General features: G+C 69.5%; 22 protein-coding genes and 1 pseudogene. 12 read left to right on the forward strand and 11 right to left on the reverse strand.

What is annotated here, in order from left to right:
• Positions 1-62: 62 nt before the first annotated feature.
• Positions 63-4121, reverse strand: coding sequence for a helix-turn-helix domain-containing protein (locus ABC138_RS06560; RefSeq protein ID WP_345913081.1), 4059 nt, complete (start codon positions 4119-4121; stop codon positions 63-65).
• Here ABC138_RS06560 and ABC138_RS06565 point away from each other — a divergent pair, their 5' ends adjacent.
• The gene (locus tag ABC138_RS06565) at positions 4122-6053 is read left to right on the forward strand and encodes a DUF4209 domain-containing protein (protein ID WP_068423031.1); all 1932 of its coding nucleotides are present in this window, start codon (positions 4122-4124) and stop codon (positions 6051-6053) included.
• Positions 6054-6175: 122 nt separating this feature from the next.
• Here ABC138_RS06565 and ABC138_RS06570 read toward each other — a convergent pair whose 3' ends face one another.
• From ABC138_RS06570 to ABC138_RS06585, 4 genes are all read right to left on the reverse strand, one after another.
• The gene (locus tag ABC138_RS06570) at positions 6176-7369 is read right to left on the reverse strand and encodes a site-specific integrase (protein ID WP_245634731.1); all 1194 of its coding nucleotides are present in this window, start codon (positions 7367-7369) and stop codon (positions 6176-6178) included.
• 59 nt (positions 7370-7428) lie between these two features.
• Positions 7429-7659, reverse strand: a complete 231-nt coding sequence (locus tag ABC138_RS06575) for a helix-turn-helix domain-containing protein (RefSeq protein ID WP_068423027.1) — start codon at positions 7657-7659, stop codon at positions 7429-7431.
• 507 nt (positions 7660-8166) lie between these two features.
• On the reverse strand, positions 8167-9792 hold the full coding sequence (locus tag ABC138_RS06580) for an AAA family ATPase (protein WP_245634730.1): 1626 nt from the start codon (positions 9790-9792) through the stop codon (positions 8167-8169).
• Positions 9793-10117: 325 nt separating this feature from the next.
• Positions 10118-10720, reverse strand: coding sequence for a hypothetical protein (locus tag ABC138_RS06585; protein ID WP_245634729.1), 603 nt, complete (start codon positions 10718-10720; stop codon positions 10118-10120).
• Positions 10721-10755: 35 nt separating this feature from the next.
• On the opposite strand from ABC138_RS06585, the gene ABC138_RS06590 reads away from it, so the two are divergent.
• From ABC138_RS06590 to ABC138_RS06600, 3 genes are all read left to right on the forward strand, one after another.
• Complete coding sequence (locus ABC138_RS06590) at positions 10756-11088, forward strand: DUF3024 domain-containing protein (RefSeq protein ID WP_068423025.1); 333 nt, start codon at positions 10756-10758, stop codon at positions 11086-11088.
• Between the two features lie 110 nt (positions 11089-11198).
• Positions 11199-11459 carry a hypothetical protein gene (locus ABC138_RS06595; protein WP_068423023.1) on the forward strand — a complete coding sequence of 87 codons (261 nt, stop codon included), beginning with the start codon at positions 11199-11201 and terminating at the stop codon, positions 11457-11459.
• A 52-nt stretch (positions 11460-11511) separates the two neighbouring features.
• The gene (locus ABC138_RS06600; protein WP_068423018.1) at positions 11512-12291 is read left to right on the forward strand and encodes a hypothetical protein; all 780 of its coding nucleotides are present in this window, start codon (positions 11512-11514) and stop codon (positions 12289-12291) included.
• A gap of 185 nt (positions 12292-12476) precedes the next feature.
• Here the strand turns inward: ABC138_RS06600 and ABC138_RS06605 are convergent, their stop codons facing one another.
• Both ABC138_RS06605 and ABC138_RS06610 read right to left on the reverse strand, forming a co-directional pair.
• The gene (locus tag ABC138_RS06605) at positions 12477-13781 is read right to left on the reverse strand and encodes an amidase (protein WP_068423013.1); all 1305 of its coding nucleotides are present in this window, start codon (positions 13779-13781) and stop codon (positions 12477-12479) included.
• Positions 13778-13987 (reverse strand): dodecin, encoded by a 210-nt coding sequence (locus ABC138_RS06610; RefSeq protein ID WP_068329033.1) that lies wholly within the window; start codon positions 13985-13987, stop codon positions 13778-13780. The genes ABC138_RS06605 and ABC138_RS06610 overlap by 4 nt, the downstream gene beginning before the upstream one ends.
• Before the next feature lie 83 nt (positions 13988-14070).
• Between ABC138_RS06610 and ABC138_RS06615 the strand changes: the two genes are divergently transcribed.
• Positions 14071-14745, forward strand: coding sequence for a hypothetical protein (locus ABC138_RS06615; RefSeq protein ID WP_068423008.1), 675 nt, complete (start codon positions 14071-14073; stop codon positions 14743-14745).
• 20 nt (positions 14746-14765) lie between these two features.
• On the opposite strand, the gene ABC138_RS06620 is transcribed toward ABC138_RS06615, so the two are convergent.
• Complete coding sequence (locus ABC138_RS06620) at positions 14766-15200, reverse strand: VOC family protein (RefSeq protein WP_345913082.1); 435 nt, start codon at positions 15198-15200, stop codon at positions 14766-14768.
• Positions 15201-15224: 24 nt separating this feature from the next.
• Here ABC138_RS06620 and ABC138_RS06625 point away from each other — a divergent pair, with 24 nt between their 5' ends.
• The 4 genes from ABC138_RS06625 to ABC138_RS06640 are packed head-to-tail and all read left to right on the forward strand — an operon-like array spanning position 15225 to position 17631.
• Positions 15225-15590, forward strand: coding sequence for a zinc ribbon domain-containing protein YjdM (locus ABC138_RS06625; protein WP_345913083.1), 366 nt, complete (start codon positions 15225-15227; stop codon positions 15588-15590).
• Positions 15591-15635: 45 nt separating this feature from the next.
• On the forward strand, positions 15636-16559 hold the full coding sequence (locus ABC138_RS06630) for an NADP-dependent oxidoreductase (protein WP_068422998.1): 924 nt from the start codon (positions 15636-15638) through the stop codon (positions 16557-16559).
• 23 nt (positions 16560-16582) lie between these two features.
• Positions 16583-17026: an SRPBCC family protein gene (locus ABC138_RS06635; protein WP_068325874.1), complete on the forward strand. Its 444-nt coding sequence runs from the start codon at positions 16583-16585 to the stop codon at positions 17024-17026.
• 32 nt (positions 17027-17058) lie between these two features.
• Positions 17059-17631 carry a methyltransferase domain-containing protein gene (locus ABC138_RS06640; protein ID WP_345913084.1) on the forward strand — a complete coding sequence of 191 codons (573 nt, stop codon included), beginning with the start codon at positions 17059-17061 and terminating at the stop codon, positions 17629-17631.
• Between the two features lie 27 nt (positions 17632-17658).
• On the opposite strand, the gene ABC138_RS06645 is transcribed toward ABC138_RS06640, so the two are convergent.
• The gene (locus ABC138_RS06645) at positions 17659-18087 is read right to left on the reverse strand and encodes a hypothetical protein (protein ID WP_345913085.1); all 429 of its coding nucleotides are present in this window, start codon (positions 18085-18087) and stop codon (positions 17659-17661) included.
• 119 nt (positions 18088-18206) lie between these two features.
• Positions 18207-18434: pseudogene (locus ABC138_RS06650) on the reverse strand (helix-turn-helix transcriptional regulator); the annotation flags it as partial.
• Positions 18435-18468: 34 nt separating this feature from the next.
• Here ABC138_RS06650 and ABC138_RS06655 point away from each other — a divergent pair.
• Genes ABC138_RS06655 through ABC138_RS06665 form a run of 3 tightly spaced genes read left to right on the forward strand, consistent with a single transcriptional unit; the run spans position 18469 to position 20616 of the window.
• Entirely contained in the window at positions 18469-19035 is a 567-nt protein-coding gene (locus ABC138_RS06655; RefSeq protein ID WP_345913086.1) for a hypothetical protein, read from the forward strand.
• A 26-nt stretch (positions 19036-19061) separates the two neighbouring features.
• Positions 19062-19589 (forward strand): DinB family protein, encoded by a 528-nt coding sequence (locus ABC138_RS06660; RefSeq protein ID WP_068423239.1) that lies wholly within the window; start codon positions 19062-19064, stop codon positions 19587-19589.
• A 1-nt stretch (position 19590) separates the two neighbouring features.
• Positions 19591-20616: a tellurite resistance/C4-dicarboxylate transporter family protein gene (locus tag ABC138_RS06665; RefSeq protein ID WP_345913087.1), complete on the forward strand. Its 1026-nt coding sequence runs from the start codon at positions 19591-19593 to the stop codon at positions 20614-20616.
• A 21-nt stretch (positions 20617-20637) separates the two neighbouring features.
• Here ABC138_RS06665 and thiD read toward each other — a convergent pair whose 3' ends face one another.
• Positions 20638-21480: a bifunctional hydroxymethylpyrimidine kinase/phosphomethylpyrimidine kinase gene (thiD, locus tag ABC138_RS06670; protein ID WP_345913088.1), complete on the reverse strand. Its 843-nt coding sequence runs from the start codon at positions 21478-21480 to the stop codon at positions 20638-20640.
• Between the last annotated feature and the right edge of the window lie 19 nt (positions 21481-21499).

Below are 21499 nucleotides of genomic sequence, written 5' to 3' on the forward strand. Positions count from 1 at the left end.
GCCTGAAATTGGCGATGACATCGCGACGGCCATGGCGCTCATCGCCAGGGCTGCCAGCGGTGTCAGTCCAGATCTTGGTCCAGTTGGGCTCGTTCGTCCTCACGGACGGCGTCCCGTTCGTAGGACTCTGCAATGGCGCGCAGGATCCGTGCCGTTCGGGGCCAATGCACCTGGACCTCCAGACTCCATTGCTTGTACTGCTCAGCCAGCGTTCGCTCCTGGCTGCCGCCGTCGTAGACTCCGCGCCAGGTGACACCGCGGCTGTTCAGTCGGCCGGTGATTGCGCCGTTCTCCAGGTTGCGACTCCCGATCGACTCGATGAGATCTCGAACTGGAACTGGTGGCCAGATACCATCGGCGTCGACCGGCGCCTGAGCAAAGGTCTGGCCAATCAATTCGTCACCGATGTCCGCTCGGTCGAGGTCGGATAGTTGCAGACGAGCCTGCTTGACCCACTCCTGCATCGCAGCTTGATCGAGTGTGCCGTCCTCCTGTCGTCCCGGGAAGCCGCGCCAACCGCGAAGGACCCACCAAGCGTGTTCGGTTAGCGGATCCGCGCTCTTGCTCTGACGGCGAGGCTCGTTTGCACCCCGGAACGTGCGTTGAACGAGATCAACGAACAAGGCAGGGTCGGAGGTGAGAGCACGGTTAAGGGCACGTGGCTCGCGGTTGTGCTCGAGGAGCCTGAAATAGCCGAACTCCAGAGATGCCAGGTCGGCAACCGACACGTCGGCTGCGGCTAGGTAGTCCAGCAATGTCCCCACGTAGTGGCCGGTCATCTGTGATACCCCCGCCCGACCCGGGTCCTGAGTGATCGCCGCGCGCAAGACGGATACGACCAGCGTTGCGCTCGGGAGATGCTTCTTCTGGTCTGCTGTCGGGTTGAAGATGCCGTGGCTCGCGACCGCAATCGCCGACCAAGCTCGTGCTCGCTCAAGGAGCAACTCGATAGCACTAGTGAGATCCTCATGGGGAACCACCTCGAAAGGTGCCTCGGACCAGAAGAGCTCTTCAGCATCTGGGAACTCGCGGAGAATCTCCCAGAACCGGCTCTCCGTCGGGACGTTGAGCACGAACCTTTTCAGGGCCTCGCTCTGCACGTCGCCCCGTTCGAGTGCTCGCCTGAGATCCGCTGGTCCATCGACGGCGAGGCGGCTACGGACCCACGTTGCCGCGGCTTCCTGGAGCGCTGTGCTATCCGATGCCAGCCATTCCATCATGGTGTCGAGAGCATCAATCGGCTCGCATGTTGACAGAGCCCAACCGACCTGCGTCGGAGCCTCAGCACGGGCCGCTACTGCGCCGAGCTGTTCCCATGCGTCGGAGCGGGCAAACAGAACGTCAAGTGCTTCGCGCCGTTTGGCTTCCAGCGCTGTCCGGTAGTGCTCGTAGTCGCTCAGGTCTGCACCCGACAGGTCGGGGCGCCAACTGAAGAGATATGCAAACCGGCGTAGGTCATCAGCAGGTTGGAGCAATTCGGCCAGTTTGTGTAAGCGGGCGCGTCGCTCCGCCGGCATCGCCCAGTCCGCGTCCTGGAAACGCTCGTGCCGCGTTGATGTCTCTCGGACCTGTTCGAACAGGGCAAGTCGAACGTCTTCATCCAAGTCGCCGCGCGATGCTTCGTCCTCGAGGAACTCGATGATCCGATTCGCGTCGTCCGGGCCCACCGTGGACAACGCTTCCACAAGCCACGGCAGGGCGGTGCGATCTGCCGTGACCCATGCGAGTGCTCGGTCGACCAGACTCGTCGCGAAAGCGAACCATTCGCTGTTCGGCATCCGGTCGCTGGGGGGCCTCCAGAGTTGATAGCGCGGCTCATTGGGCGGCGAGACCCAGGCGTTGCTGTCGGGCCACAGCGCCTTGAGTAAAGCCCAACCTGTCGTCTCGCTCACGATCCGGCAGGCATCGAGCGCTTGGAGTCGGGTCGCAAGATCTGCGCCAGTGTTCCGAGTCCATCCGCAAAGGACGGTCGACATGCTTGCGAGGGGATTGTTGCCCGAGTTCTTCGGCAAGTCGTAGCGGCAGAGTTCGGTCAGGATCTGTGTTGCGCGAACGAGGTGGTCTGGCGACCAGCAGAGCACTTCCAAGGCCCACAACAGGTGATGCTGTTGACCCGACGGCCCCAGTGCCAGCGGATCGTCAATGACCTGGAACATGCGGCCGACGGTCGGCTCGCTGGTTGCAAGGTCATCCTCCAGCGCCGAAAGGAAGGTGTCTGGAGCGGCCTCGGCAAGAAGCGGAAGCACGTCGGCGATCGCTCCCCAAGTGTGACCCTTGGAGCCGGCACTGACCTGACGCAGAACGTCGCGCACAACCCGTTCGGCCACTGAAGAAGCGTGATTGGTGCCACCGGGGACTGATTCGATCGCTCCTGCCAGGGCGAGGCTGTCGGCGATGCCGCGCCGCAGGGCAGGAGAATAGGTTCGGCGCTGTCCCTTCATTTGAGCGGCGATCCGCTCGTGTGAATTGAGGCCTTCATAGGGATTTGGGTCCAGGAGAACGCTGGTTGCGATCTCTGCCCACCGCGATGCCAGATCTGATGACACCCGGTTGCCAAACTCGAGGAACGCCTCCTCCAAGGAGGTGAATACAAAGACATTCCTCACGTTCCGGATCGCCGGATCGGATCCGCGACTGGCGTCGGCGATAGCGCGCCGTAGGTCGACCAAGGGGATAGTGGCCAGCTCGCTCAGGACGTTCAGGTCCTCCGGTAGATCGGTCCAACGACTGGCCAGCATCAGTGCGGCGAGCGTGTCGGCCAGCGGTGGCCGAGACCACGTGGGCTGCTGCACGCGAGGTGAGCGCGAAAGGCGCCGCGCCAATGCGGGCATGCTCCGACGAGCAAGTACCGCGAGGCGATCGGCGTGGCGCCACTCGACGTCGCCTGCTCGGAAGGCCTCGGCCGCCTCGTTTCGGCCAACCCTCGGCAGGCGAATGTCGACGCTGCGGCGCACGGCAGAGCCGCTATCGACGATAGAGACGACATGCCTCCCGCTAGCGAGGGCGCGGGCTACGTCTGCATTGTCAAAGTCGGGCACCAAGACCCCGGGCCCTGGGAGTGCCACCATTCGATCCCAGACGCCCGCCGACCGGACGATTGTGACGGCGCCGGGCTCAGTCGAATTGTCGTCGTCGGGCGTAAGGCACGCGTGCAGAAACCCCAAGGCGTCGGCGACCCACTCGGTCTGGATCGATGTAATCCTCGGCTCGTCACCAAGCAGGGAGCGCAGTCGCTGCGCCTCCTTAGCCCGCCCGGCGATGAAGAGCTTCAGCGGAAGAGTCGGTTCGGTCGCGGCGGAGAAGCGGTCCCACCATGTCTCGAGAGTCAGCGCGTCCCGGGGTCGAAGCCCGAGAGTTTCCGAGATCCACAGGTGTGCGGCAGGCGCAACCTGCAGCCAAGCTTCGAGGTCATCCGCATCGAGGACGAGGACATCCTTGAAGAGATTCTCGGCTCGTCGCTCGGCGGCCCACGAGTCCTTGCCTTGCCATCGACGGACTGTCACGAAGACGAAGGTGACATCTCGCGATGCCTCGCCCTTTCGTCCGTCGTAGTCCTTGGTGGCTTTGCGCTTGGAGTCCTTGTCGGTGCCGAACTCGAACCAGATCTGTCCGGCCGGCAGCAATCGCGTCTGCCCCTCGAGGGTCGCTACCCCGTCCTTGCCGGCCAGGGCAACCCCATCGCCTGTCCGAATTGAGATCTGGCCAGCTCCGGGGGTCTCGAACAACAGCCTACGCACCAACTCTGGAAGCCGATCCTGAGCTTCGCGAGCGTTGGTCTGGGGCCACAGCGCGAGCTGGCTTGCAGTCGCATATTCGGGACTGGCGGTTCGTCGTTCGGCAGCAAGACTCACGGCGGGCGCTCCACGCTGCGCTTTGAGGCGCTCCACGTCGTTCGCACGGAACCTGTAAAACGACGTCCCCGGCACCCGCGCATCCGGGAGCAATCCCCGCTTGGCGTACGCCCGCACGGTGTTCTCGTGCACGGCCAGTCGCCTGGCTGTCTCACGCACGTTCAGGAAGTCAGAAGCAGCACCATTCACACCAACAGCATACCCGCATGTAGACTTTGTGTACTCGGGACTGCGGGCTTGGTGCAGAGAAGCGGAGGCGGAGGAGCGCACATGGATCCAGTGAGCGACGCGATCGACCCGTCGTGGTGGGAGGACGTGCTGGCAGCGGCGTCGCTTGACGACCCCTATGAGCCGCCAGAGCTGTTGTCAACGCATCTCGAGCGGGCGGCTGCCGATCCGGCTGTCACGGGGCTTCACGAACTAGTGCTGCAGGTGTTGGCGATGGTGTCGTCGGCGATGTTGAACGCTGAGGACTGGTTGGAGCCGTTCACGCCCGCGATGCAGTTCGGTGGCAAGCGGACGGTGGTACCGGCGGACTTGGACGCCGACCAGGTGGCGTTGCTGGCGCGTATCGCTCCGCTGGTCGAACGTGATGATCTGCGGGCCCGGGTCGCTGATGTCGCCTGGGTCTACGGGGACCGGTCGGACATCGCGATGTTGGACCGAGCCATCGACGCCTACCGGGCCGCGCCGCTGACGGGCGATGTGTGGTTCAGCGTGGGGAAGGACGCGTGGGTTCGGGCCTTCGCGCTTGCAGCGCGGCGCGGCCCGGACGGCCAGGCCCGGGTGCAGGACATGTCGGACGCGCTGAAGGCTCAGGTCTTGGCCGGCCAGGTGACGGACAACTTCAGAACAGTGGGGTTCGCGGAAACCTTGCGCCAGCACGGTCGTGTCGACGCGGCCGGGCGCGCTGAGGTGCGCGAAGCGCTGTTCGCGCTCGCGGCAGAGGCGTCGTCGGTAACGCCACGCCTGTCACGCCACCTCGAGCGTGAGGCGCTCGCATGGCTTGGTGGTTCGGACGCGGCGGCGGCGAACGCGGCGACCGAGCGCGTTGCGCGGACATACGTCGCAGAAGCCGATTCCCGCATTCAGACGGACCCGAATGCGGGCGCGCTGGTCGAGGGCCATTTCCTGGAGAAGGCCATCGCAGTCCTCCGAAACATCCCGCGCTCCTACCGGCTCGAGAACGCACTCGACGAGCTCATCGACGACCTCCGCACTCGGCTGCGTGAGAGCCGGGAGTCGTCGATGGAGCAGATGATGCGTATCCAGTCGGACCCGGTCGATCTGACTGACGCCGTGTCCTACGCACGGTCGCAGGTCTCGGGTCACGCGGACAAGTTCGACGCGCTCGCTGCATTCGCGACGCTCGCACCGCCGCTAGACGAAGCACCTACGCGCGAAAACGCCGCGAAGATGCTGGAGGGCACCATCAGCCACATCTTCGGATCCTCTACGTTTTCCTCTGACTTCCGGAAGATCGCATCGAGGCCGGGGTCTTCTGGTCAGGCCGATGAGGACGCGGTGTGGGCCGAGATGGTCCGCACGGTGTTCTTTCACTCCCAATTGCTCGGAAAGGGCATCATCCAGCCTGCGCAAGAGGTCCTGACTACTGAGCACCGGTTCAGCCGGCAGTACATGGTGTCGCTGTGCGTGGAGTCGCCGACGGTGCCCGAGGGGCACGAGACGTTGTGGGGCGACGGGCTGGCGCTCGGCTTGGGCGGCAACTACGGCGCTGCGGTCTCTGTTCTGGTCCCGCAGTTGGAGCAGGTCGTGCGGGTCATGTTGAGGCGGAACGACGTGCACACGCTGTTCGTCGATGAGCACGGCGTGGAGAGTGAGAAGAGCTTGAACGCGCTTCTCGACATGACCGAGACCGAGGAAATCTTTGGTACAGGGATGGTCATGGAGATGAAGGCGATGCTGGTCGTCCAAGGTGGTCCGAACCTGCGCAACGACGTCGCGCACGGCCTTCTCGATGACAACTCGGCGTGGAGCTACTCGGCGCTCTACATGTGGTGGTTCTGTCTGCGGCTGGTGACATGGCCGGTCATCGAGATGATGGATCGCGCTCGGACGCAGGCAGCAGAGTCCGGCGAAGGCTCGATAGCAACCGGCGGAGCGGACACCGAGCCGGCGGCGCAGACTACAGCCGACATCGAGGCGGGGGCGTTGGCGGAAGGCCAGCACCACGAAGAGTAGGTCGGTTCATGCCAAGAAGTCCCTTGTTGCCGGCGTACCCACGTTGGCACCAGCAGGACCCGGGGTGCGACCGGAGCGGCCGAGTAACTAGGACGACTGGATTCGCTGCCGCGGACGCGCGGTCAATCTGCGCTGTGGCGCACCGCCTGTTTGCTCGGGGAAGCTCGGCGAAATGCAGGTGCAATCCGAGATCTCGCTTGCTCACCCGGCCTGGAAGCGTCAGCGAGTGTCACGACCGTCCCGCCGAGCGACGAGGCCATGATCGACTCCGCGGCCTTACGTGTGCGGTCCTCGGCGGTCGGCCAGAGGTGGGCGTAGGTGTTGAGGGTCGTCGTCGCCTTCGCGTGGCCGAGCGAGCGCTGGACGGTCACGACGTCGCAGCCGGCCGCGATGAGACCGGAGGCGTAGAAGTGCCGCAGGTCGTGGAGCTTGATGCCGGACAGGCTGGCGTTGCGCAGCGTCTTGCGCCACCAGTAGCCGACGGTGTTCTGGTGCGGTGGGTCGTCGCCCTCCCCGGCGAAGAGCCACCGCTCCTTGCCGGTGGTGCCATGAGCGGTGACGTGCTCGGCGAGCACGTTGATGAGACTGTCGGCGAGGTAGACGACGCGCTCTGATCCGTACTTCGGCGGCCGCACGTCGATCGCTCCGCCGTTGACCCGCTGTACTTGGCGGGACACCTTGAGCGACCTGCGGAGGAAGTCGACGTCCCCGAGCTGGACCCCGGCGGCCTCGCCCAGTCGCAGGCCGGCGAAGGCGCAGAGGCCGATGAACGGCTGGAACCGTTCGTCAGCCACGGTCATGAGCTGCCCCACCTCCTCCGGAGCGGGGATCGACATGGCGACTTCCGCGCGTCGGCCGCGGGGGAGGCGTACTCCGTCGGTCGGGTCGGAGCCGATCACCCTGTCCTTCACGGCGGCGCGGAACACCGACCTGACGTTGACGTACCGCGTCTTGATCGTGCCGGGGGCGAGCCCGGCGGCGTTCATCTGCTTGATCCAGGTCTCGACGTCCGAGCGCCGGACTTGCTTCATCGACTTCCCCGCGAAGGGCACCGATCTGGCCGCCAGCGACATCGCGAGCACGGTGCCGGGGGCCCAGACCTGGCGGGCCGACCACTCGCCGAAGAACGCCGCGAACGTGATCCGTCCGGCCTTGGGATCGGCGTACGTGCCAGTGACCACCGCGGAGGTGACCTGGTCCAGCCACTGCTGGGCGTCGATCTTGCGGTCGAAGTGCCTCGCGCGTTCGTTACCGGCGTCGTCGCGGTACCGCTCCCGCCACCTGCCGTTGGCTCGCTTGGCGATGTTTCCCGCCATGGTGATGCTCCTTCCAGGATCGCTCCATCGTCTCTCTGAGATCCGACGGTGGGGCAGGGTCAGCTGCGGTTCTGGGGACGGTTGGTCTGCTCGGTGAGCCAGAGGATGAGGTCGGCGCGCCAGTAGCGGACGTGGCGGCCGACCTTGAAGCTGCGGGGTCCGGCGCCGAGGTGGCGCCAGTAGCGCAGCGTCCCCTCGGGCACGCGGAGGTAGCGGCAGGCCTCCTGGAGGGTGAGCATGTCGTCGCCGGGGTTCTGCCGGGGTCGTGGGGCGTTGGGTTGTGTGGTCATGGCGGCCTCCTTGTGGCTGGGTTCCCGGCGTCGTTCGTCGCCGTTCGTGATGGGTGGGTGTCTGTCGTCGAGGTACGCGCCCTACGGTGCGCGCTGGGGGCACCAATTCGCGCCCGTCCTGGCCCCGCCCGTCCTCGGGACGGGCGCCCCCGTGAGGTGGCGTTTTCGCAGGTCAGGCGGCGCCCGTCCGAAAGTTCAAGGACTCATCGGGTGCTCCTCGCTGGTTGTCGTCGCGAACGACCTGTACGTGTTGATCAGCATGGGGCGGCAGGTTCCCCGGAATCGGGGGAACCTGAGGGGGATACCTGCCAGGGGACCTGTGTTTCCGCAGGTCAACAGGTATCCCTAAGTCGTTTCCCCGCGGACTTGTGAAGGTGTTGATTCACGCCGATCAGCGTGGGCGAGGGGCGTTACCGGAATGCGGTAACAACGGAGGGGAACGCGAGGGGGAACGCTGCGTTCGTGCAGGTCAACGGCGTTCCCTAAGTCGTTGGCTACACCCGCTTCTCAGAGGCCGATTCCGGAGGGCCGTGAGATGGGCGGCCGGTACTCCGGGACCGGGAGTCGTGGCATTGGAGGCCGCACGGTGGCCGCGCCGTACCGGTCGATCGCGTCGATGGCGAGTTGTCGGGCGTGCGTGGGGTCGAGGTCCGCGCGGTCGCGGCTGAAGACGTCGACCCACTGCTTCCGTGCGTCCTCGAGGGACTCGGCGACGAGGTGGGCGGTGTTGCTGTGGCAGCCGCGGGTCATGGCGACGTACGCCGCCGCGGCGCCGGTGGTCTCGCCGAGGGCGACGTGGGCGGCCTCGACGGTCTCGCCCTGGGCTCCGTGGACGGTGGTGGCGTAGGCGAGCTCGACGAATCGGGTGGCGTATTCCGCTGGGACCTCCCGATCGCGCCCGTGGCCGTGAAGGATCAGGCTGCCGTCCTCGCAAGTGCCGGCCACGACCCAGGTCTGGCGGTTCGCGACCCCGACGTCGGGGTCGTTGCGGCGGGTGGCGACGCGGTCCCCGAGCCCGATCCGTTCGCCCCTGGCCGTCACGATCGCAACGGTCGAGTCCCCTGGGGTGGTGTTGGCGCGTCGCTGGTCGCGGATCGCGGCGTTGAGGCTGGCCACGTGCTCGCGGGTGTCGGCGAGGACGAGGTCGCCGCCCGCGCCCGCCTCGGCGAGGGCGGCGGTACGTTCGGCCTCGCTGGGATGGATCACCATCGAACCTCGGCGGCGCAGATCCTCGAAGACGGCGGCCGCGTCGTCGCCGGTGCGCATACGCAGGGAGAGTGCGGCGTAGCCGGGGTCGGTGAACCGGTGCACCTTCTCCAACGACACGACGGCGGTGGGGTGGGCCCACGCGAGGGCGTGGTCCATGACGCCGCCGCGTCCGACCGCTGGGAGCTGGTGGCGGTCGCCGACGAGGGCGACCCGCGCGCCGGCCTCGTCGGCGATCGTCAGGAGCCCGCGAGCGGCGTCCTGGTCCAGCATCCCCGCCTCGTCGACCAGCAGCAGGTCCCCTGGTCGCAGTCGGGCGGCCGGGTCGGGTGTGACGTCGGGTCGGCGTGCCCAGTGCCCGTCAGCGTCCCAGCGCCAGCCGTGCTGGTGGATCAGCCAAGCGGCCGAGTGTCCGTCGGCGCCGGTCTCCGCGGCGGCGACCTGAGCCGCCTTCAACGTCGGCGTCACCACCAGCAGCCGATGCCCCTGCCGTGCCAGCAGAGCCTGCGCCGACCTCAACGCTGTGGTCTTGCCTGCACCGGCCGCGCCCTCGACGACCACCAGCTGGCCGTCACCCGCCAGAGCGCCGACGACGGCGGCCTGGGTGGGGTCGATCCGCACTAACCCTCGTCCTTGCAGCCGGACCCGGCTGGCGGGCTGCTTGGCGCGGCGGGCGAGGCGGTGGACGAGGTCCGCCTCCACCATCTCCACGTGCTGCGAGGTCAGCGACCGGACGTGCCCAGGCACGTCGGGTGAGGCGAGCAGCCGAACACAGCGAGCGGCGGCGCGGGCGGTCACGTCCTCGGCGAGCTCGATCCGCGCGGCGGGCTCCGCGACCAGATTGGTCTGGGCCAGCAGGACCTCGACCTTGCCCCGGAGGTCGGCGGCGTTCCACGCCGACCGCTTGGCCCCGAGCTGGGAGATCACCCATTCCGCAGCCCTGTCCCGGTCGATCCAGCCGACCCGCGTTGCCTCCAGCACGGCGGGGGCAGCAGGGTCGCGGTAGCCCAGGGCGCGTAGCTCGGAGTTCCACCGCGCGACCAGGTCAGCGCCGTCGGTGGGGACGACCTTGTCCGGCCGGGCCTCGGCCCACGCTCGCCGGTCCCATGCCTCACGCAGCCGCGGCCCCGGCTCCTCGCCGGGATGCTCGCGCCGCCAGTGGGCTTCGTACCGGTCGATGTTGCGGTGGATCTGACTGGTCCGGGCGCTGAAGGCACCGACGTACGGCGCGAGCTGCTCGATCTCCCCGGTCTCAGCGTTCAGGGTGTAACCGCGTGCGGCGAGGACCGCCCGGAACGCCGGGTCGGTGGCGACCGCTGCGTGCCCGCCGCAGGGGAGCGGTGTCCAGCGGTGGCATGGCGGTGACCTTGCCTCGCCATGTGGGGTGTTCCTCGTCCTTCCCTCGCAGGGTCTTGGCGAGGGTGGCCGCCTTGGGGAAGTTGAATATCCGGCGAGCCCGCGGCTCGGGGTCGAAGCCGTTGGTGAGGTGGGTCTCGGTGCCACTGGCCTCGAAGACGAACGGGAGCCGGCCGTCCTTGGTCTGGGCCGCCAACCTGACATCGGCTGGCAGACCTTCGGCGTACATCGCGGACTGCCACTCGACACCCGACAGGGGAGTGCCCTCAGGCTTGGCCTCGATCACACCGACGACCCTCTGGTCGACGTAGAGCAGGTAGTCGGCTCGACCGTGCCCCGTCGCCATCGTTGCCTCGCGGCGCGCGACGCCTTGGGCCGCGAACAGGTTGAGCGACCTGCTGTCCTGCGCAGACCAGCCCGCGTCGGTGAGCTGTCGGTCGATCAACACGCGGGCACGCGCCTCCGCGGCAAGGCGGTTGGCGTCGTCCCCGAGGTTCATGATGCCTCGTAGGTTATGCGCTATGGACTGGTGTCATGGCACTTCCAGAGACTGACCTTCACCGCATCCGGCTGTGGGCGCGGGAGCGCGTGCCCGAGCACCTGCGGGATGAGCTGAAGGTCGAGGCCGACGTCTCCGACCGACACGTCGACATCGTCGAGGTCAGGCCACCGTGGGACGGCGTCGGCGAGCACACCCGGTTCCCGATCGCGCGGTTGCGCTACACGAAGTCGACTGGCCAATGGGCGATCTACTGGCGCGATCGCAACCTGAAGTTCCACGAGTACAAGCGCAAGCGTCCGACCAAGAACGTCCAGGCGCTCCTCGACCACATCGAGACCAGCGGCGACCCGATCTTCTGGGGGTAGCCAGTTGGTGCCGGCGGAGGCCAGCTATCCGCCAGCCCCTGCAAATGGGCTCAATATTGCCCGGCGCGGTAGGCGCTGGTACTTTGGTACCCGAGAAGGAGGGCAGCGCTATGGCTACCGCTACTGCGCCGATCAAGGTCGACGCCGCCACTGACGAGCTCGTGTCGCACGCAGCTCACTTCATGTCCCGTTCGAAGAAGGACATCGTTGACTCTGCCGTGCGCGAGTACATCGACGCCCACCGCGATGAGATCAATGCCGGGATCAAGGTCGCGCTCGGCCAGCTCAACGGCACCGACGCCGCTGCTGTGTCGCTCATGACCGGCCTCAGCGGCGAAGAGCTCGACGACCTCGGTGGCATGCCGAAGTAACCGACGCATCGCCTTCCGCTGGACCGTCGGACCTGGCCGCTAGATTCACCACATGGTCTCGGAACCGGTCGGCGTGCGCCCAACGAAGCGCTGCCTCGGTGATCTTGGGGTTGAACTGCCAGACCTCGGGGTTCGCTTGGAAGAGATCGATCAGCCGGTCATCGCGAGCGCTCAGGCTGTCCCTGAACAGCGGGACGCCGGCGGCGCGGAGCGCGTCGTCGCGCTCACCGACCGCGTCTGGTTCAAGGTCAAGACCAGCGACCATCGCGCTGCCGTGACCGAGCTCCGCGGCACTGATCTCCCGGACTGGGTGCGCCTGAGCCGAGGGGCCTGGTGGATCGGCGCCGCTGGCCGGCGCCAAGCGGACAGCGCCCAGCGCGACTTCTACGCCACGCTCCAGCGAGAGTGCACGACGGGGAAGACGGTCTCCTCGGATCACCTGCTCCCGGCCGATTGGGACTGGAAGCGCCTCGCTGCAGAGCAAGCGGTTGCGTGGCGGCGCGAGATGAAGAGCATGGTCATCCGGCTCGTCGCGATGTCGCTGAAGAGTGGCCATCTCGCCGTCGCCGAGTTCCGAAACCATCGGATCAAGGCCCTCGTCCGGGCAGAGAACGGGCACGAGGCCTACCTCGCGATCATTGCCGAGGGAGTGCCGGACCCGCAGATGTTCGCGCTGCTCCTCGACTGCGTCCCTGGAGTTGCACCAGAAGACTGGCAGCCCGAACCGTCGCCCCTGGCCGAGATGGACCCTGGCTCGGGCGAGATCATCTGGTCGACGCTTTTCCCGTCCGAGGTCGCCAACGAGATCCTCGACCTGGACGGCGATGGCTGAGGGCCAGCGGTCCGCAAATAGTCCGCAAGAAGTCCGGCGGAGACCGATCATCGCCGACAACGTCCAACGGTCCCGAGATCGCGTTTCCGCAGGTCAGACGGCATTTACCAGCATCAGTCGGCGATGGCCAACGAGCACCGAAACCCCGCCTGATCGTTCCGCTTCAACGTCTGACCCGCACCCGCTCAGCGCGCGGCCAGCACCGCCTCGGCCGCCAGCGCCACCTCCGCGACGCGGGCATCGGTGCCGCGGGGCCCCGCGACCATGAGGCCGACCGGCAGCTCTCCGGCCGCGTGGCAGGGCAGCGAGAAGGCGCAGCCGTCGAGCCAGCTGACGGCGAAGGGGTTGCGCAGGAGCAGCCGGTTCGCGGCGAAGTAGGCCTCGTCGGAGGCCTCCAGCTCGGCGATCGCCGGCGCCACGATCGGCACCGTCGGGCACAGCACGGCGTCGAAGGGAGCGAGCGCCCTCTCGGTCTCGGCGATCCACCGCGCGCGGCGGTCCTGGATGGCGAGGTAGTCGGCCGCGCTGATCCCGTGCCCCGGCGCCATCCGCTGCCAGACGCGGGGGTCGACCTCGTCGTGACGGGAGCGGACCAGCTCGCCGTGCGCGGCGTAGCACTCGATCGGTGACAGGCCGGCCGGTTGGTTGAGCTCCGCGATCCGGCCGAGCTGCGGCAGCGGCACCTCTTCCACACTCGCCCCCGCATCGGCGAGGATCCGCAGGGCCCGCTCGTAGGCCGTGGCGACCGCCGGCTCGAGGTCGTCGAGGACGAGCGTCGTGGCAGCCGCGAGCCGCATGCCCGACAACGGACGCGCGGCCACGTCGAGCGGGTCGTCGGCCAGGACCGCGTCCAGGGTGAGGCAGTCGGCGACCGAGTGGGCGATCGGCCCGACCGAGTCCAGCGAGCGGGACAGCTCGACCGCCCCGGTCAGGGGCACCCGCCGCTGGGTGGGCTTGAACCCCACCAGTCCGCACAGGGCTGCGGGGATCCGCACCGACCCGGCGGTGTCCGAGCCCACGGCAGCGACCGCCAGCCCCAGCCCAACCGACACCGCGGCCCCGGACGACGAGCCGCCCGGGACGCGCGCCACGTCGGGGTCCGCGGGGTTGCGCGGGGTGCCCAGGTGCGGGTTCAGGCCCACCCCGCCGAAGGCGTACTCGACCATGTTGGTCCGTCCGGTGATCGCTGCGCCGGACCGGCGCAGGCGCGCCACGACGACGGCATCGGCCTCGGCGGCGGGCAGCCCCCGGCGCACGGACGTGCCGGACAGCGTGGTCTCGCCAGCGACGTCGAAGAGGTCCTTGATCGTGACCGGCAGGCCGGCCAGGGGCCGCTCGGGCCCCGGGGCGGCGGCGTCCGCCGCGCGAGCCGCGGCCAGGGCATCCGCGGCATACGTGCGCGTGAAGACGTGCGCCGCCGCCGGGTCCGTCTGCCCGCGCTCCAGGACCTCCGCGACGGTCGCCTCGGCCCCGTGGCAGCCCCCGCTCACCCTTCGTGCCGGAAGCCCAGCTTGATCGTCACCTGCCAGTCGGCGACCTGGTCGCCCTGCACGTGACCGCGGACGGACTGCACCTCGAACCAGTCGAGGTTGCGCAGCGTCTGCGATGCCTCGGAGATCGCGTTCCTCACGGCCGCGTCCACCCCGTCGGGCGAGGTGCCGACGATCTCGCTGATGTTGTACGTCCGGTTCGCCATGACTGCCTCCAGGTCGGCCCCGGCGCCGTTGCCGAGGATCAGTCCCGTCACGCTAGTGCAGGTCGCGGCCCTACGCTCGACCCGTGAGCACGTGGAGCGGTGAGCGGCTGAGCCTGCGGTACGACCCGGGTCGCGCCAGCCGGCAGCTCGTGGGCTTCGGCCTCGCCACGCTCCTGATGATCGCCCTGGGCGCCCTCGGGGTCTGGATGGTCATCGGCTCCCTCGAGCAGCTGGACCTCGCCGGCAAGATCGTCGGCTGCGGGTTCGGGATCTTCTTCTTCCTGCTGGCCCTCGCGACGGTGGTCAGTGCCGTCGAGGTGCTCACCAAGGTCCTGCGGCAGTCCCGGCAGGCCGACGCCCTGGTCGTCGTCGACGACCGCGGTCTGGACGGGCTCGTCGTCCTCGACGGGATGGTCAGCGTCGGCCAGCCCCACATCGACTGGGACGAGATCTCCTCGCTCACCCTCGGGAGCCATCTGCCGGGAGCTCGCCGCACCAACGCGCTCGCCCGGCTCGACTCCGGGTACCGCCTGCGAGCCGCGGTCCAGGGCGGCCTCGACCGCACGGCCGGCACCGGGCTCGGCATGCGTGACGGGCGGCGGTCCATCGAGCTCGAGCTCGTCGACGGTCGCAGCGCCCTGCGCGACCTCACGCTCCCGCTGTCACCGCAGTCCTTCGCCGACATCGCTCCGCGGCTCGTCGACCTCGCGCACGCCCACGACGTGGAGGTCCACCTGAGCGGGAACCTCCTGGCCTGAGGGAGCCGGGCCCGGACGGGTCAGCCGAGCTCCTCGGCCAGGCCGATGAGGATGCCCTCGGGACCACGGATGTAGCAGAGCCGGTAGGTGTCCTCGTACCGCTCGACCTCTCCCACGAGCTCGGCGCCCTTGGCCCGCAACCGCTCCAACGTCGCGTCGAGGTCGTCCACCGCGAACATCACCCGCAGGTAGCCCAGCGCGTTGACCGGCGCGGTGCGGTGATCGGCGATGACGGCCGGCTCGACGAAGCGGCTGAGCTCGAGGCGACCATGGCCGTCCGGTGTGCGCATCATCGCGATCTCGACGCGTTGGTCGCCCAGACCGGTGACGCGACCGGCCCACTCGCCGGCGACCTCCCCTTCGCCCTCCAGCTCGAGACCGAGCTCACGGAAGAACTCCACCGTCGCGGCGAGGTCCTCGACGACGATGCCGATGTTGTCCATCCTCAGGGCCATGACCTCAGGCTAGAGTCCGGACCCATGAGCGACCAGCTGCCGGCGTGCCCCGAGTGCGCGAGCGAGTTCACCTACGCGTCCGGCGCTCTCCTCACCTGCCCGATGTGCGGCCACGAGTGGTCGCCCGACAATGCGCCGGTGCCGGGCCCGGACGCGGCTGAGCCGGTGACCAAGGACGCCGTCGGCAACGTCCTCGTCGACGGCGACAGGGTCACCGTGGTCCGGGGCCTGAAGGTCAAGGGATCCGGCGGCGGCGTGCTCAAGATCGGGACGAAGGTCCGCAGCATCCGGATCATCCCCGACCGCGGTGACGGGCACGACCTCGAGGCCAAGGTGGCTCCCTTCGGCGAGATCCTCCTCAAGTCCAGCGTCGTGAAGAAGGCGGACTGAGCCCCGCGCGGAATGCGCACGCCCCATCGGGCGGTTGACCCCACCATGCGAGCGATGACCTATGACCGGTACGGCGACGACGACGAGCTGCGGATGGCGGACCTGCCTGTCCCCAAGGTCGGGCCCGGTGAGGTCCGCATCCGCGTGACCCGCGCCGCGGTCAACCCGGTGGACTGGAAGGTCATGTCCGGCGGGCTCGACGCCCTCATGGACGCAAGCTTCCCCGTCATCCCCGGGTGGGACGTGGCCGGCGTCGTCGACGCGGTGGGCCCGGACACCCCGGAGCTCGCCGAGGGCGACCGGGTGGCTTCCTACGCGCGCAAGCAGATCGTCTCCGCCGGGACCTTCGCCGAGTACGTGACGGTCATGGCCGACGACGTCGCGGCCGTCCCGGACGAGGTGGGCGACGACGTCGCCGCCGCCCTGCCGCTCACCGGGCTCACCGCGCTGCGCGTCCTCGAGACGCTCGCCGTGACGAAGGGGGACACCCTCCTGGTCCACGCCGCGTCCGGAGGCGTCGGGTACCTGGCCTCGCAGCTGGCCGTGGCCGCCGGCGCGACCGTGCTGGGCACCGCGTCGCCTGCCAACCACGACCGCCTGACGGCGATCGGGGTGACGCCGGTGGCCTACGGGGAGGGGCTGCGTGAGCGCCTCACGCAGGCGGCGCCGGACGGGGTCGACGCCGTGGCCGACCTCGTGGGCGGCGTCCTCGACGTCTCCCTCGACGTGCTGCGCGAAGGGGGGCGCCTCGCCTCGGTCGCCGACCCCACCGTCGAGGAGCACGGCGGTCGGTGGGTGTGGGTGCGCCCCGACGGCGAGCGTTTGGCACGGCTGCTGGAGGAGGTCGCCGCCGGGCGGCTCACGGTCGAGATCGACCGCTCCTTCGCCCTCGAGCAGGTGGCCGACGCCTTCGCCCTGAGCCGCAGCGGCTCCGCCAACGGCAAGATCGTCATCGCGGTCACCGACTGACGTCGCACCCTAGGGTGGGTGCCATGGACGAGACCAAGGTCGTCAGTGCCACCGCCGTCGTCGACGCGCCCCCGGAGGCGGTCTTCGAGCAGATCGCCGACCCGGCCCGCCAACCCGCGTGGGACGGCAACGACAACCTCGCCGAGGCGCCGTCGGGGCAGCGCGTCCGGGCCGTCGGTGACGTCTTCGTCATGGTCCTCACCAAGGACGGCATGCGGCGGGACAACCACGTCGTCGAGTTCGAGGAGGGGCGGCGGATCGCCTGGCGACCCGCCGAGCCGGGCAGCGTGCCTCCCGGCCACCTGTGGCGCTGGGAGCTCACCCCGACCGACGACGGCCGCACCGAGGTCACCCACACCTACGACTGGAGCGAGCTGACCGACGAGCGGCGCCTCGCCCGCGCCCGTCGCACGACGAGCGAGCGGCTGCAGGTCTCCCTCGACCGGCTCGCCGCGCTCTTCGCCTGACGGTCTCCGGGTCGGCGTCAGGAGGTCACAGGATGCAGCGTCCGGACCGGGTCGAGGCCGCGATGCGCGCCTGTCCGCGTGAGCGGTTCCTCCCCCCGGCACGTCGACGCTCGGCCCACCTCGACGCCCCCGTGGCCATCGGGCACCAGCAGACCAACTCCCAGCCCCGCACCGTCCTGGCGATGCTGCGCCTGCTCGACGTGCGCCCGGGCCAGAACGTCCTGGACGTGGGCAGCGGCTCGGGCTGGACGGCTGCGATCCTCGGCGAGCTCGTCGGCCCCTCCGGCAGCGTCCTGGGCGTCGAGCGCATCCCGCAGCTGGTGGCAGCAGCCCGGGACGCGCTCGCCCTCGACCCCCGAGCCTGGGTGCGCGTCGAGCAGGCCGAGGCCGGCGTCCTGGGGGCCCCGGACCGGGCCCCCTTCGACCGTGTGCTCGTCTCCGCCGAGCCCGACGTGCTGCCCGACGCGCTGGTCGAGCAGCTGGGCCCCGGAGGGGTGATGGTCATCCCCGTCGCGGGCGAGATGCTGCGCGTGGTGCGGGGGCCGGGCGGCGCGACCGTGACCCGTCACGGTCGCTACCGGTTCGTCCCCCTCGTCGAGGACTGATCCCGGCCGCCCGACCACCAGACGCGATCAGGCCTGGTCGGCCATGCACTGCTCGATCGCCATCCCGAGGCCCTCCTCGAGGATCGCGAAGTCGGCGTCCCCGAGGTAGGCGAAGGGCTTGACGGTCTTGCCCTGGTGGGCGGCGCCGCCCCCGGCGGTCGCCTTGCTGTGGATGAGCGGCTCCGTGGTGGTGCCGGTCTCGCTCATCCAGTGCTGGACGGCGATGTTGGCGTAGCCGGAGCACTCCGGGAGGCCGATGTCCTCGGCGATGATCATCACCCCGAGGTCGGTCAGCGGCGTCCACGGCGAGCCGTTCGTTGACTGCTGGGCGTAGGCCTTCTCGTTCCAGTCGACCTTGTAGCAGTGGTGGGCGCTGGCCGTGCTGGCGACGCCGAAGGTGAGTGCGGCCGCGCCGGCCGTGACGGCCAGGGCTCTGCGCAGGATGGTGCGTGACATCGGATGGTTCCTCTCCCCGGGCCACCGGCCCGTCCGGTGGTCACGGGTCCAAGCACACCGCTGAGCCGCCGGGCCTCGCCATGGGTACATCTACCCATGGCGCGGGGGTGGGCGGCCGGTCAACGCGTCCCGTCGTCGGAGGGCTCGAGCTCGAAGACCGGAACCTCCGCAAGCAGACCGAGCTGCTGGGCCCGGGTCACCGCGGTCAGCCGGTCGCCCACGTCGAGCTTGCCGTACACGTTGGACAGATGTCGGTGCACCGTCCGCTCTGAGCACCCGATGCGGCGCGCGATGGAGCTGGCCTTGTGCCCGTCGGCGAGCAGTCGCAGCACCTCCTCCTCGCGGGCCGTGAGCCGGGCCCCGCAGACTCGGGACGATCAGGTGCTCGGGCTCGAGGAGCTGTGCCAGACCGGCGACGACCGGTTGGACCGACCGCAGCAGGTCCAGGTCGTCGTCGTCGTAGTCCTCCCCGTACCGCCCGATGAGGAAGGCCACGAACTCCACGCCACCCCTCACCGGCAGGGCTGCGACCTGGTTGATGCCCCAGATCTCGATGCTGCCGATGCACTTGGCACTCGCCTGCCAGGCCTCTTGGCCGCCGTGGGCGCGAGCCGCGGTGGTCGGCTCGATGGCGCCGCGGCGGAAGGGGTCGAGCAGCGGGTCGGGGGCGCCGGTGATGCGCATCTCCTCGCCCATCCGACGTCGCGCGTCCGGCGTGGCGGCACGACCCACCGCCCGCACGGCGAAACCGTCGGGCGCGCCGTGGACCATGAGGCCCACGTCGGAGTGCAGACGCTCGGACAACAGGTCGACGATGACCTCGAGTCGTTGGTCCGGCTCCTGCGAGGCCCTCCCCACCCGGGTCACGAGCTCGACCACCGTCGCGAGGGCTTCGGTGGTGGGATCGTTCGCCACGCCCACCAGTGTGGTGGGTTAAGCATTCAGTAAAGAGCCCGAGTGGCACCATGGCGGGCATGGACGCCACGCCTCCTCCCGCCACGCCCGACGCCCGCGACTGGACCTTCGTCGTGGACGACGGGTGCCGGGAGTGCGGGTACGCCCCCCACGACCCCGTGCTGACCGGCGAGCGTCTGCAGACCGCTGCCCGTCGCTGGGCGACGGCGCTGCAGCGCCCGGACGCCGGCGAGCGACCGGCCCCCGGCGTCTGGTCGACCGTCGAGTACGCGGGCCACTCCCGTGACCTCGTCCGGGTCCTGCGTGAGCGGGTCGAGGCGATGCTCGCGACGCAGGGCGCTCCCTTCGCCGACTACGACGGGGAGGCCGAGGCGGTCCGTCGTCGGTTCTGGGCCGCAGACCCGGCGCAGGTCGAGCGCGAGATCGCCGACGAGACGCAGCGCACCGTGGCCGTCCTGGCCCGGGTGCGCGGCGACGACTGGGAGCGGACGGGTCTGCGCGGAGACGGCCGGCCCTTCACCGTCACCCAGCTCGCCCGCTACCTCCTGCACGACGTCGAGCACCACCTGCACGACGTCGACGCCTGACATGGACCACGTGCGCTCGGCCGTCGCGGGTCTGCCACCCGGAGCCTTCGCCTTCGTCATGGCGACCGGTATCGTCTCGGTCGGGATGGACCAGCAGGGGCGGGCCCTCCCCTCGACCGTCCTGCTCGTCGTCGCCGCGACGGCGTGGGTCGCCCTGGTGCTCGCGCTCCTCGTCCGCCTCGTGGGCCACCGCGACCGGGCGCTCGCCGACCTGCACGACCCGCGGCTCGCGTTCGGCTACTTCACGGTCGTGGCCGGGACGTGCGTGCTCGCCGTCCGACTCCTCGAGATCGCGCCCGGCGTGAGCGCCGCCCTCCTCGTCGCTGCCACGATCGTCTGGGTCCTCCTCGGCTACGGCGTGCCGTGGGCCGCCGTCCTCTCCAGGGCGGAGCGGCCCGTGCTCACGGAGGCCAACGGCACCTGGTTCATCTGGGTCGTCGGCAGCCAGTCGGTCGCCGCGGCCGCCGCCGGGCTCGAGCCCGTCGTCACCTCCGGGAGGCAGGCGCTCGCCGTCCTGGCGGTCCTCGCGTGGTCGGTCGGGGTCGTCCTCTACGCCGCCTGTGCCGTCTTCGTCGCGCTGCGGCTCGTGCTGTACCCGCTCAGCCCGCAGGACCTCAACCCGCCGTACTGGGTCTCGATGGGTGCCGTCGCGATCACCGTCGTCGCGGGCGCCAAGATCGTCGAGATGGAGTCGACGCCGATGGTGGACGCGACCTCGGGGCTCATCGCCGGTCTCGTCGTCCTGTGCTGGGCCTGGGCGACGTGGCTGATCCCCGTGCTCTTCGCGGTCGGCGTCTGGCGCCACCTCGTGCACCGCATCCCCCTGCGGTACGAGTCCACGTGGTGGAGCATCGTCTTCCCGCTCGGCATGTACGCGGTCGCCGGGATGTACCTCGGGCGGGCCGACGCCCTGCCGCTCGTCGAGGCCATCGGCGCGGCGTGGCTGTGGGTCGCCGTCACGGCGTGGCTGCTCGCGGCAGGGGCCATGGCCGTCAGCTGGGTGCGGGCCGGGCGCCGCGAGCGGTAGGACCGGCCCCGGGGACGCGGCTCACCCGCCGACCGGCGCCCGCCAGCGCTCGTGCTCGTGGAAGTGGTGCACCGGCCCCGGCCCCTGGCCGATGTCGAGCGCCTCACCGTGGCGCAGTGCCTCGGTGAGCCAGGCCTTGGCCTCGATGACCGCCGGCAGCCACTCGGGGTGCCGGGGGCGAAGGGCGGCGATCGCCGAGCTCAGCGTGCAGCCGGTACCGTGCGTCGCCCCCGTCGTGATGCGAGGAGCCTTGAGCAGCAACGGGTCCGAGCCGTCGAGCCAGATGTCGACGGACGCGTCGCCGGCGAGGTGCCCGCCCTTGGCCAGCACCCTGCGTGCGCCGAGCTCGCGCAGGCGCCGGGCCTGGTCCGCGAGCTCGTCCGGTGACCCAGCGACCGGCTCGTCGAGCAGGACCGCGGCCTCCGGGACGTTGGGCGTGATGACGTCGGCCCGGGGGAGCAGCTCGCGCACCGCGGCGACGGCGCCCTCGGCGAGCAGACGTGACCCGGAGGTGGACACCATGACCGGGTCGAGCACGACGGGCACGTCGCGCAGGGCACCGTGGGAGAGGAGCTCGTGCACGGTCTCGACGAGCGCCCGCGAGGCGAGCATCCCGACCTTGACGACGTCGATGCGGACGTCGGCCACGAGGGTCTCGACCTGGGCCCGGACGACGTCGACCGGTACGTCGTGGACGAGCGTGACCCCACGAGTCGACTGGGCGGTCAGGGCGGTGATCACGCAGGTGCCGTAGGCGCCCAGTGCGCTGAAGGTCTTCAGGTCCGCTTGGATGCCGGCGCCTCCCGACGGGTCGGATCCGGCGATGGACAAGGCGATCGGCGGCCGAGGGAGGGGGGCGCTCATGCGAGCACAGTAGCGATGT

This window comes from Janibacter sp. LM (genome assembly GCF_039631275.1).
GTDB classification, from domain to species: Bacteria; Actinomycetota; Actinomycetes; order Actinomycetales; family Dermatophilaceae; genus Janibacter; species Janibacter terrae.